This is a genomic window from Fusibacter paucivorans, from assembly GCF_018390735.1.
Taxonomy (GTDB): Bacteria; Bacillota; Clostridia; order Peptostreptococcales; family Acidaminobacteraceae; genus Fusibacter; species Fusibacter paucivorans.
This window is the reverse complement of sequence record NZ_JAHBCL010000027.1, coordinates 11,576-24,785: the sequence shown is the minus strand read 5'-3', so window position 1 is coordinate 24,785 and position 13,210 is coordinate 11,576. Positions and strand designations below refer to the sequence as shown.

At 39.3% G+C, this 13,210-nt stretch carries 9 protein-coding genes and 1 pseudogene; all 10 read left to right on the top strand.

The features are described 5' to 3' along the window. Window positions 1–41 precede the first annotated feature (41 nt). The 10 genes and pseudogenes from KHM83_RS14480 (at window position 42) to KHM83_RS14440 (ending at window position 13,104) form a co-directional block, all read left to right on the top strand. Window positions 42–497, top strand: coding sequence for a type II secretion system protein (locus KHM83_RS14480; protein ID WP_213237750.1), 456 nt, complete (start codon window positions 42–44; stop codon window positions 495–497). 53 nt (window positions 498–550) lie between these two features. Then, window positions 551–655 (top strand): annotated as a pseudogene (locus KHM83_RS20045) (prepilin-type N-terminal cleavage/methylation domain-containing protein); the annotation flags it as partial. 33 nt (window positions 656–688) lie between these two features. Beyond that, window positions 689–946, top strand: a complete 258-nt coding sequence (locus KHM83_RS14475) for a hypothetical protein (protein WP_246543124.1) — start codon at window positions 689–691, stop codon at window positions 944–946. Then, window positions 946–1,527 carry a prepilin-type N-terminal cleavage/methylation domain-containing protein gene (locus KHM83_RS14470; RefSeq protein WP_213237748.1) on the top strand — a complete coding sequence of 194 codons (582 nt, stop codon included), beginning with the start codon at window positions 946–948 and terminating at the stop codon, window positions 1,525–1,527. The genes KHM83_RS14475 and KHM83_RS14470 overlap by 1 nt, the downstream gene beginning before the upstream one ends. 8 nt (window positions 1,528–1,535) lie before the next feature. Beyond that, a complete protein-coding gene (gene pilM, locus KHM83_RS14465; protein WP_213237747.1) occupies window positions 1,536–2,582 on the top strand; it encodes a pilus assembly protein PilM in 1,047 nt (348 codons plus the stop codon). 13 nt (window positions 2,583–2,595) lie between these two features. Beyond that, window positions 2,596–3,171 carry a PilN domain-containing protein gene (locus KHM83_RS14460; protein ID WP_213237746.1) on the top strand — a complete coding sequence of 192 codons (576 nt, stop codon included), beginning with the start codon at window positions 2,596–2,598 and terminating at the stop codon, window positions 3,169–3,171. Between the two features lie 19 nt (window positions 3,172–3,190). Continuing rightward, on the top strand, window positions 3,191–4,507 hold the full coding sequence (locus KHM83_RS14455) for a hypothetical protein (protein WP_213237745.1): 1,317 nt from the start codon (window positions 3,191–3,193) through the stop codon (window positions 4,505–4,507). Continuing rightward, window positions 4,504–5,331: a type II secretion system protein gene (locus tag KHM83_RS14450; RefSeq protein WP_213237744.1), complete on the top strand. Its 828-nt coding sequence runs from the start codon at window positions 4,504–4,506 to the stop codon at window positions 5,329–5,331. Before KHM83_RS14455 ends, KHM83_RS14450 begins: the two co-directional genes overlap by 4 nt. After that, complete coding sequence (locus KHM83_RS14445; protein WP_213237743.1) at window positions 5,328–7,925, top strand: hypothetical protein; 2,598 nt, start codon at window positions 5,328–5,330, stop codon at window positions 7,923–7,925. The genes KHM83_RS14450 and KHM83_RS14445 overlap by 4 nt, the downstream gene beginning before the upstream one ends. 19 nt (window positions 7,926–7,944) lie before the next feature. Further along, a complete protein-coding gene (locus KHM83_RS14440; RefSeq protein ID WP_213237742.1) occupies window positions 7,945–13,104 on the top strand; it encodes a DUF5057 domain-containing protein in 5,160 nt (1,719 codons plus the stop codon). Window positions 13,105–13,210: the final 106 nt, after the last annotated feature.

Below are 13,210 nucleotides of genomic sequence, written 5' to 3'. Positions count from 1 at the left end.
AAAATAAGAAGAAAAGGGAACTTTTTTAGGAGGGCATTAAAATGTTTAACAAAATCATGAAAAAACGCAAAAATAACAAAGGCTTTACACTCGTCGAGTTGATCGTCGTTATCGCAATTATTGGTATTCTCGCAGGAATGATGATGCCGAGATTGGGAAATTACACAAATGAAGCAAAAACTGCTAGGTTAAAAAGTGATGCAACCGCATTAAATAACATGATATCAATTTATACAGCTAAAAATGGAGTTAAGCCTCCACTCGTTGATGTTATTTATTATTCTGGAGGAACATTAACTTATAAAGATACAGATGGGAATGCATTAGCAATTTCTGGCTTAACAAGTGCAAGTTATGATACTGTTTCTACGTTTACTACAGATACTGCAATTCCTGCTTCAACTGGAACGGCAACATCTGCATATAATTATCTGAGAATTGTTTCTGCAAACGGAACGGCTACAATTAATGTAGATACTGGCGAAGTAACATATTAATTGGTCATGAGGCGCTACGCGCCTCTTTTCTCTATTTCTAATAGGGCTACTGTATGAGGTTGTGGAGTTGTATGAATAAATTACAAATATTAACAAAATGTGGTTTTACTATGATTGAACTAATTGTTGTAATTGCCATTATAAGCACACTACTATTAATTGGTGCTCCCATATTTTTAGGAGCTAAGCAAATGGAAAGTAATATTTCACTTGAAGGCTATGAGAATGAAATCACTATGGGGCTGAAACAGTATTACGTTCTTTATGGTAAGCAGATTAGCCAGACAACAGATGCAACTGAAACGACAATTGCGGAGGATAATGCTGACTTGACAGTTTGGATGACGACGCTGCATGATACATTCGATATTGCTTTTCGAGGCGGCTATACGTATCGCTATATCAATAGCGGCTTATTCGGTAAGGTAGAAATTGAGGAGACACATTAGTGGAAAAGCGAAGCAATGGTTTTACATTGGTAGAACTGGTGATCGTTATTGCGATTTTAGGAATTGTCGGTGGTTTGATGTCGCGACTGATGTTTTTTTCAGCGAATCAGAACAGCCGTATTTCACAAGAAATTGAAGCAACACAAGACGCCAATCTAACGGTACAATATGTGGTAGCAGAAGTACATCGGCATGATGCAGCCGGACGCATTCAATTTGTAACCGTTGACAGTACGGCGTATCTTCAAATTTATGACCCAGATACGGCCTTTATTATTGAAAACAATCCGTATTCTTACCAGTGGATGCGTATAACCAATCAACAAATTGATGACGAATGGTGTGATGTGCTGGAAGTGGCTTTTGGCACTTCGTCCAATGACTATGAAAATTCTTCGACAACTTGGTATCCAATTGTCGAATCCAAATATATTGAAGACATTGTATTTGATAAACAAACGACACAGAATATTGACGGTGTAGATGTATTAAAATACTTTGATGTCAGTGTTCGATACCGTGTGTCAGCATCATTGACAGAGACGATCGTAACGACCATATTATTGAGGTCGGATATTTAGGAGTACAGATGAGCAGTGAAAAGATTTTAGCGCTGGATATTGGCAAAGCTTATATGAAGATTGCATATCAACAGGGTGATAAACTCAAGGAAGTCTTTGAGATAGAAACGCCGCTGGGCACATATTTTGATGGACGGCTGACAAATCCGGAACCTATTGCGGATGCATTAACGGCAGCGCTCCATGCGAGAAAATGGCGCGTGCAGTCATTGGCTGTATCTGTCAACACATCCACCTGTATTATTAGGCAGTTTCAAATTCCTTTTTTCGAAGGTGATGAGGAGATACGCGGTGCGCTAGAGCTTCAAATAACAGAGACATTGAGTACGATTTTGGATTCGCACACCATGTCATACCGCATTTATGAGCAGAATGAAGAGACTATATCAGGGATTTTGGTGTTAATGCCCAAGGATTTAATTGATTCCTATGTTTTATTAGCAGAGCTGCTAGATGTTGATCCTAGCTATATGGATATTCATCCCAATGCTGTAGCAAAGTATTATCAGGCGAAACTCGTCGATGTCTACCGTGCTGAAAATGCGATACTCATAGATTTTGGTGAAAACGCTACCTGCGTGACATTAACGCGTCGCGGGCGTATCCTCTTTAATCGTTTTGTGCCGGGTGGCTGCAATATGATTGATGAAATGCTGGAAAGAGAACTAGGACTTGAAAAATCACAGGCGCTGGAATGTCGCCTTGGAAAATATGAGGCTTTTGGCATTACTGAAGAGGATATGCGAAAATATGTACGCCTCAGTTGCCTGCGCATAGAAGATGAAATCAGGCAAACACTTGATTTTTTCAACTATAATAAATTAGAGGGACGTATCGAAGCGATTATCCTCTATGGTAATGGTGCAAAACTTGATTACTTTTTCGAACACTTAAAGGCAGAGCATGCGATCCCTGTATCTCGAATAGAAGAGGACGGTCAATATTTAAATGTCTTAGGTTGTTTAATGCATGAAACATCTAAAAGAAGCAATAATCCATTATTAAAAGACATTAAATTGCCAAAGCTTAAGCGACGTTCGAAAGCTGCAAAATAGGCAGGGAGGTTTCATGAAAGACATTAATCTCTTTGAAGGCCTTCATTCCGAAAAGAGTCTCCGAAGGAAAGAAAAAACAAAACATAAATTGCTATTTGGTATCGTTGCATTAACATTGCTCTTTGCCATAAGTACAATTGGGTATTATAAAATTGCAGCACAGCTTATGATGCGTGAAGTAAATGACATTACACTGGATGTTGAAACATATAATGAAATTATGGATCTTAAGCAAACGATTAATGAAATGGAAATTAGACAATCGGCTTATGAATTGTTAAATGCAACCGGTAAGGGTCACTTAGACACAGAAATTCTCTTGTTATTGGGAAATACATTTCCGAGTGGCGTTAATGCCATGAGCTGTACTTATGACAGTAACGGTAATATCAATATTTCCGGATCGGCCAATAGTGTGGAAAGTGTTGGTTATTTAATTAGAAGGTTAAAAGATGAATCACTGGTGGAAAGTGTCTTTGTCAATAGCATTACCAGTGCACAGACGAATACTGTAGCTGTGGAAAATCTTGATGAAATGTTGGAAGAGAATGCAAATATTTCATTTACGCTTCAAGTTGCGTTAAAATAGAGAGGCATAAGGGGTATACATGGCAAGAAAGAAAGCACGTCGTAATTTGACATTCAAAGAGAGAGCGCTTTTATCGGTGTTGGCAGTCGTGGGCATCGTTTATATAACACTTAATTTCTTCCTTGAAGATGCACAATTGGGATTAAATGCGGCAACGGCTCAATTTAACCAGAAAATTGAACAACAGAATGTCATAAACAATGAAATCAGTCATCGAAGCGCCTATAATGATCGCATTGCAGAGCTTGAAAAAAATGATGTTATTTTGAAGCGACGCTTTCCGTCTGAACTAAATCAGGATGTCATTCTCATGAAGCTATTGGGTTTCTCTAAAACAGCATCAGTAAATATTACGACCTATAGCTTTGGTAATGTATCCGATGTTGGCCTTATTGAGGCTTCAGCTTCACAAGCCAATAAAGAGGCGTTAACAGAAGAAGAGAAAATTCAACAGGCTGTAAATGAGAAAGCAAGTGAATACACCGCGCAGGTTGAAGAGGATATTAAAAAGCGATATGAAGAAGAACTTGGCATAACATCTGATACCGTTGAAGAAACGGGAATGCAGCCTTTGACACTTGAAGACCTCGTCAACAGCGCCAGCGATGACAGTTTGAAAACGCAGCTTGCAGCAATGGATGCTGCGGTGCTTTCGCAGGATATCAGCATTAGCGTGACCGCAGATTATCAGCATTTGATGCAGTTTTTAAGCTTAATTGAACAAGATCAAGAGGCGATTTTTATTACCAACAGCAGTTATGTAGCGAGTACAGATCAAATTGTAGCCAATTTTAGCCTTCGCTTTGTCGGCTATCACGATCGTACAACCGAGGGGGAAATTGGTATTACAGTCCCTGAAGAAGCTGGTCAAAGCGGCAATATCTTTTCAGAAAGCGGCGGTACCCTTACAGAGGCTGACTTAGAAGCGGCTGCCAATGACAATGGTGATTTTGCGCTGATTATCAATAACTACATGGTAAATGGCGAAAAAATAGACATGATGAAACGCGGTGCAGATAACAGCATTTTATACGATTACAGTAATGGTGTTGTACCATTAACACTTCGTGTAAGCGGAGATGGCGATACGTTAAATTATGTTTACGAATTAAGCGGCAATCGATTTTCGGGAACGTTTACCCCTTCGAACAGCGATCGTATCGTATTAAATGTTTATTCATCGGCAAGAAAAGAAGTTTCTGATCAGGTGGGGATTCGTGCGACGATTGTCAATAATACCAATTTGCCGTTGAATATTACAATTGCGAATGAAGATGTTGAAAAACCTCGATTTGTGATTGATTCTTTAACTGGGAAGGTACAGGTAATACCATGAGACGATTCGGCAGCGAATACGGGTTTTCACTGGTTGAACTGATTATAACCATTGCTATTTTGGGCCTTTTATCCGGGATCTTAATGAAATTTTTTGTAATCTCTGCAACAGGTGAGACGATTGCATCAGAAAAAAATCAAGCACTAACCATTGGCAACCAAATGGTTGAACAGTTTAAATACATTGGTACGCTGGATGATTACTTTAATACCATTAACAACGGAACTTGGGTAACGAGAGAGATTGTAACAAATGCAGAAAACTTGCGCGCTTACTTTGACAGTAATTGGTCATATGTTGCAACAGCAGGTGAAGCGCGATATCAAATGGATATTGCCATTGCTTATCCAAGTCAGGTAACAACAGGTGTAGGAGCTGTTTCCGGTGATTTTGATGTCACGTTTGATACATCCGGCACGATTCAATTAATAGTTGATGATGCAGGAACAACCTATACGCTTTTGGCATCCGGTCTACCGAATCAGACGATGGCAATTCCAGTAGAAGATGTATCGACGTTGACACTGACGCTAAATTTAACGGGCAGTGGTCTTGGCAGTGTTAATATTCAAAACGATTTATCAACGGCTGAATCTTCGTTGGCATATGATGAAATTAGAGATGACATATTGCGTGTGGCTGTTTATAGAAATGCAGACAACGAAAGTGCAATAGATACTGAAGGGAATGTGAATTTGACAGATTATGGTGTATACGATTCATCGGCAAGCGGCGTCTATACCATCACAGTAACCATGAGTGATCGCAAAAGCGGCGAAACCATCGGCGTGTATACCGGCAGTAAATACGGAGGCGTAGAGTGAAAAGGTTCAACTTTAAAAGTGAACAGGGATCAACGCTGGTATTGGCAGTTGTGATCATTATGATCGTCATGGTTTTGGGAACGACGTTAATGCTTGGCGCTGTATCGCACCTGAAGCTTGCTGGAGACCAAACGACATGGTCATCAGATTATTACAAACTCGATTCTGATGCTGAAGCATCCCTTTTTAAAATAGATGAAAATTTGAAAGCAGTCGAACAGTTTACAACACATTTTTTTTCGAACAGAACTTATGAAGAAGTACCGAATGCATCATTTCAGGTAGGCATTGCCTATCAGAGAGAAGAAAATGACGGTAGTTTTTCTAATCAGACACTTCTTTTTCAAAACCTGACAAAACACGGGGATGAGGGGTTGAAAAATCAAGCGACCTACTTTAATGGCGATGCTTATGGTGATACATTTCAAATGTATTTTTATCAGAAGTATCTGAATGAAGTTGCATTGGTATATGATCCACTCGTAGAAGATGCTGACAGCCATTCATTGGCTTCACTCGAAAAGCAGTTTACAGAAACGTCATTTAATGAATTGTATTTTGTGACGGCAAGGGCACTGTTAAGTGCAGCATATGGCTACGATGCTGATATCGGCACCTTAGGCTTCAACGGCGCTTATGTTGATGATCTCTACCAGCCGACATTGACACTGTCAAAAACGGTTCAGACAGTGTCATCACTGGGAGCTGGCGCTCAAGCGATTGATTATGCGGTACGCGTTATCGACCCGCAGTACGAACCCGTTTTAGAAGTTCAGAACAAGGTTTTTAATACCAATCCCGTGTGGACCAATGCGATTACAGCAGGCGGTGATATTATCATCAATGGTGATTTTGATATTTATGGTAGTTTATACAGTGAAGCTTCTGATGATGGTGTGAATTATACCAATAATAAGGGTATCAAGATAGAATCCGGGGAGCATGCGGTTTATGGCAACGTCTATACCAGAGGCGTTCTTAATCTTTACGGAGTTGATACGGTTTTAGAGGTCAAGCCCAATAATGGCAGTTATGTAACGGCTTATAAACGCAATACCTATGATGTTGGCAGTACAGAGACTGACTTTTTTATGGAAGGGTATGCTGGTACAGCTGATAATACGAATAGCGTAACGAAGGACGAGCAAGAGAGTTATCCGTCAGACAAAAGCAATTACTTCTGGTTTTTTAACCGTGATGCCTCTGGTGGCAATATCTATGCAAAAGAGATTAAAGCACTTGAGGATATAACGGGAAGGGCATCAAAGGGTGTCAAACTCGAAGCAGAAAATACATGGCAATATGGCGACCTGGCAATGGAAGCTTCTAAGAGTACAAGCGGCGATGCTGAGATGACAGTTCATCAGAATATTATTGGCCTTTTAGACGAATCAACACTGGCTGATCCCAATAGTAGCAGTACGCTTATTAATAACAGTATTGAAGAAGGCGGCAAGATTACAATGACCAAAGCTTTTATGCCGGGAGTGGCGTTTATTGGTTTTGATAAGTTGGATGATGCAACGGTAGGCGCGCCTTATTATTACCAAACTTTGGAGTCCATCACTGGCAATGATAGCCGCATTTTTTCTGAAATATACGATAGCAATATTGGTACAGAAACCGTTGCTGATTTAAGGAAATACACATATGTATCGACGGTTGATGGCGGTGAAGTAGATGTCAATTTTATGTTGAATCCAAATCTGTACAGCAACTATGATTCTGCCGTAAAAATAGATGCAATGCTTGATGCGCCAAAGAGTGGTTCGTTTAATACAGAAACAATTCAAGAGCGTATTGAGAATAATGTTTATACGGGAATCGATATCAATTATAGCGCTGCTGATCTGGACGCTTCATCAGCGTTAATTAATACGACGGGTTTGCTAATTGGCCACTCAAAAACAGTGGGGGGGTATACGTCATATGCCTCTGCTATCACAGCTGTTAAAACAGATATGAAAGAGGATTTTAGCAATTACAAGCAACTAATGAGAAACTGGTTTTTACTGAAGACAATGGCGTTTGGTTTTAATATAGATAGCTTGGACTTGTCAACGGATGTTGAAAATACAATTGCCTACAAACCAATAGCAGCTTGTGTTGACATCAATGCGATAAAATCGGGGTATTCACCAGATTTGCCGGATTCGGACGATCAGAAAGTAAATTATTTAACAAGCTTAAATCCAGTTATAACCATTGACAGCAATAATGCCAATGCCGTTATCATCAGCGACAGCGATGCGGGTTCGACGCATTTGACTTTGAATGTACAGCGAAACTTTAGTGGTATTGTATACGCTGACGGAGATATAACGATTAATATAAATGGAGGGTTCGATTTTCGCGGTACGATGATTGCAACAGGTAATGTGGCAATTAATCATACGGGAGCCGCTTCTGATATTGTTTATGATGAAGCGGTTATTGCAAAAGTCATTAACCTGTATACACCAGTTAAATCATTTTTTAAACCATTTGAAAAGGGGCCGGAAACGTACTTTAGTTTATCAAGATATACTTCAGGCATGTTTACTGGATTAGAACGGTTTAGAATTGTTAAATGGAAAGAGAAAATGTATGAATGACAGATAGGAGGTGCAACGCATGACTAAGAAAATTTTGATGTTGTTTCTAATTATTACAATGTTGATGACATCATTCCCCATTGTAGCGGCAGGTAATGGCAATGGCAACGGTAATGCCTATGGCAATACAAGACTAAATATTCTCTATTTATCCGGGGTTAATGGCAATAGTGCCGATGCACAATTGGCTACGGATATTGATAAATATTTTGTCGATGATGTGGATGTTAAAGTCTATCACAAGGAAATTAAAAATTTCTCTATGAATGATTTCACAAAGAAGGATTATAGTGCAATTTATATTGCGGCGTCTGTGCTCTACAATATTGAGCATAATCAAGTAAACCCAGATGTGCTTGCAAAATTAAAAGCATTTGATTATCCAACGGTTGTGGAGAATGCCTTAGCAAAAGAATTTGGTTTGGCAAATAATGTTGTTGATGTCAATTTGGATGGATATTATTATCAGCGTAATGCAGATGCCGTCAAAGTAATGAAAGTAGATGGACATCGTGAATTTTCTGAAAATGTCATCAGTGACTCAAATTTTACTAAATTAAATTATTTATATCAATATGAGGACATGTACTGGTATTGGTTTCTTTATTACGGCTATGGCTGGTCTGTAGATTACCAAGCGGTTTCAGGTCTGAAAAACGGAGCGATCGTCAGTACGACAACAGAAGAAATTCCTGGAGATTCTTATCGTACATACCCGTTGATCTATGGCTATGAACCAAATAATAGCAGCTTGAGCAATCAGTATCGCGTTGCCGGAACTTACGGAACGACAAACTACAGTCATTATCTATCTGATGAATCGCTGTATTTAATAGCAGATGCTGTTTGGTGGGTACTAAATGGCGGTGCGGGGGAACAGTCGGCATATACGGTTGAAACCTATGACGATGTCAGTGGTACCGCTTTGAGTACAGTGAATCAGAGTGTTGCGGCAAATACTAGTTATAATTTTGAATACACGCCAGTTGATGGTTATCGCTTTTTAAGATGGGAGCGTACATTGGATGGTGTGACAACAACATTGAGTGATAATGCATCGTATTCTGAAATACCGAGGGATGGAGCAACTTATCGAGCGGTTGTTGAACGCGTTTACGCCATTCAGCTTCAAACTTATGATATAACAAATGAAGCTGTGATTAATCAGACGACGTCTTATGTGCGCAAAGGCAGTGCGCTGTCTTTATCATACGAAACGATTAGCGGTTATGAGTTCTATCGCTGGGTAAAAGTGAATGCAACCAATGGCAGTGTATCAGTTGTTTCATCAAGTGTAGATACTGCTGTGACGCCTACAGGGGATTCGATTTATCGAGCAGAGACAATTGATACGATGGCTTTGCCGGCAAAGCTTAATATTTTGGAAGTACAGCCTTCTGCTAACTACGTTTTGAATAAGCGCTATTTAGAGAATGAACTTCGAACAGATGTAGAACTGACACAAATGCCAATGAGTCTATTTATTGCAGATAGAACGCAGTTGAATGGTGCTTATGATATCATTTATATTGGGCAAGATAACAGTGGCAGTGAAAATAATCATGAAGATAAGTATTACCCGGCTCAAGATTCTGATTTAAAATATACTGGTTATCTTGATGTATATGATGGCAGAACAAAGAGTTTTTCAACATATGGCGGTATCGGCGAGTACTATTCGCCAAATGATATTACGCAGTTGAAAGCGGATGAGCTGAAAGCTTTTATAGAGGCAGATCAATTGGTACTGTTTGATGGCAGTATCTTTAGTAGTTCAAAAGCTACACTGCTTAAATCAAACTTTGAAGATAACCATCAAACAAATGTCAAAGTTTATAGTAGCGTGACGAATGATCGCGTCGTGAACCTTTTAAATGACTACAACGGAGAGGCTTATGTGATTAAACCAACGCTAACGGTGCTTGATAATCCGTTATCATTCATTGGCAGCAATGGAACCGGTCAATATATGACGGCGCCAGAAGATCGATATATGTCATTTAACTTTAAACTTGAAGATTATATCGCCGATCATCAGTACAATGCAGAACTCTATTTGGACTTCAATGGTGATGGTATTTTTAGTACGGTAGATGGTGAGTCAGTAGCTGAAACCGCGCTGTATTCAGAGAACTTCGAAAATGTATTGATGCGTTACAATTTACCAAAAGAATATATTGGGTTTGTTCCTTGGAAAATTGAGGTAACGGATCAAACAGTTGGTGCGAAAACCTATGAAATCGGCTATGCAGCCTTTAAAGGCACCTCAGATGCAGCCGTTGCTGTAAGACATATTAAGGTGCTGCAGATTACACCGAATAATGGTGGTAGCTATAAACTGACGGAATTGCCTCAAGCATTGAAGAAAATTATGGGATTGTATACACTTGAAATCACACAGATGTCAGTGGACGCTTATAATGCAAATCCATTTGAACTAAATGGGCTCTACGATATGTTAGTACTCGGTTTTGCAGATTCACTTTCGACCTCACTTCTGCTTAGTGACGCGGCGATGGATCGCATTCAGTCATTTGTTGACTCAGGACAGAGCTTGCTAACGACGCATGACCAGTTGTGGTTTAAACTCAATCATATGGGTACGACTAATATGGATTTCACAGAACGGTTTAGGGATCAATTTGGCCAAAATACCTATGCAAAGGATTACATTAATAACAATCAGGAAGCCTCAAATGATACGATGCTGCCGTATACGACAATCAATGGGCGCTCTTACTTTACGGTAGGCTATTCTAATCGGGCAATTGATCGGTATAATCAAGGATTAAAAACTACAAACAGTGCAGTTGAAGTGAATGAGGGTCAAATTACATTGTTCCCGTATATTCTGGGTAATACACTTGATATTTCAACGACTCACTTCCAGTACTTCCAGTTAGATATGGAAAATGAAGACCTGGTGGTATGGCATAATCTGACGGGTGGTAGTTATGATGGCAATGACGCTCAAAATGATTATTACGTTTATTCAATTGGTAATATTACGTATTCGGGAACAGGTCATGCAAGCCCTAAAACGTATAATGATGAAAACGAACTCTTTGTGAATACAATGATCAAAGCGTCTAAAACAGCCAATCATGCACCTGCTATTGTGATTGATAATATTGTTGATGGTGCAGTCTACTACAAGACTGATGAATCGATCCGCTTTGGTGTGACTGTGTCGGATCTCGATTTAAAAGATACGACGTCAACTGTCAGTATCTATTTTGATACGGATATGGATGGTGTTGGAGATGTACTTGCTGCAACCTATTATGATGTTGACAATGATCAGTACTTATCAGTTAATGCAGATAAGCGTGATCTTGATGCGTATGATTTATTTAATATTATTGTTGTTGCATCTGATCAAAACGGTGCTAAAACAGTGGAAACTATTCACAATATTAGCAACATAAGCCGTGTTGGATTAGCAATATCACAAGATACTGAGTGGAGTGATCAAAATCCATTGATCGGCGACAGCAGTACGTTGAGCATTGAAATGAAAAAGACCGAGGCGGGCGATGCGTCTTTTAGCGATATCATTGCATCGGTTATCATTCCTAAAGCTGAACTTGATGCTGTGACCAGTGATTACAATGTTGTAGGATGGTCTGGCCCATCACTTGTGGGTGATTCTTATGTTTACACAAAAGCTGTATCTGACTATACGCGACCACTTGAGTTTACGCCGTACTTTAATGGCTCAGAAGGCACCATAAATGCCTCTATTGAGCTTCAATATGACAATTATGGAACACCTGCTGAAAAGGTAAAAGCGGGACCAATGAAGTTGACTGTTGAACAAGGACAAATGATTGTTTCAGCAATGGATCGATTTAACCGTCCGGTTGACGGTGCGCTGCTTACAATAGAGGGTGCATCAGATGAAATTGAAGTCGAAACAGTTGGTGGCGAAAATGTCATTGTTGACCTTGATGGCGGTACAAAGGTCTATACGGTCAGATACAATTTAGATGGCTATAAAGATGCAGAAATCATCGTAACATATGATGATGGTACTGTAGAAACAATTAAAAGGAACTTAACTGAAAACTATATATTAGCGAATATAGCATTAAGCGGTGCAAAAAATCCTGTTGATATTTCGCTAAAACTCTACCAAGATATTATTACAGATGTTCAAGTTGTTGGTGATATCGGGTTAATCGTTGAAAAAAATCTTGAAAATAATCAGACAGTCTTTAACAACATGGGTGATGCTAACAAAACCATAACAATTAATTACAACTTAGATGAACCGACAACACGCATGACCCTAGTATTTGATGATTCAGGTTTTACATCACAAATCGCTGGCGGATCATATAGCTTGCTCAATGAAGAGGGTGATGTAGATGCTGTAATTCGTGATGTAGACGGCAATGTAATTGTCTCGGAAGGGATTGTTTTTGATACAGTTAATCGAACCCTAACGGTAGATCTTGGTGCGGGAAATGTCTTTGAACCAGGTGTCTATAGTATGTCGCTAACGATGCATTTTGCTAAGGGACTTAAAATTTATACCACAAATCAGCCGCACGTAATAGATTTGGTCAAACTGATTACAGATGTGTATAGTGATGCTGATGAGAATGGCATCTACGCTGAAAACGAGCGCTTTAATGGTATTGAGAAGCTTTTAGAAGAAAAAATTGTTGTTGGGTATCTAGTCTTTACAGATAACACGGAAGATGAAGATGCACGGAACGGTATTGTTGGCTTCAAGACGCGTTCAACCAATATTTTAGAAGGAGCCGGGTACGGCGATGTTGAGCTCTATATTAAGCCATCAAAAGATGTTTCGTTTGAGAATGTAAATATTCAATTGATGCTTCGTTACATGGAGAATGGGAGTTTAGTTGAACTTGAAAACAATGAAAACTTCTATATTGTATCCATTGAGGAAGTAAGAGGGCTTGATGTTGAAAATGTCGTGCTTCAGGAAATTGATGGCAATAATAAAAATACAGAGCTGTTGATCAAAGAGTTGCCAATTGCAACCGATGATGATGATGCCGTCATAAAAGTCAAGATTTTTGTCGAAAACAGCAAGTTTGACTTCCAGGATTATCGCCTCGTCTTCTCACTCATCTATGGTGTGAATGTCCAAGAAGCGGAAATCAATCAGTATATTCAAATTATCAAAAGATTAAAATTACAGTAAACGCATCCTGTGATTTTCAAGAAGGTACGCGTGTACCTTCTTCTTTTTTTCTGTTATTTTTAGTACAATGAGGTTATAATGATTGTATTGAATATTATATGCGGTA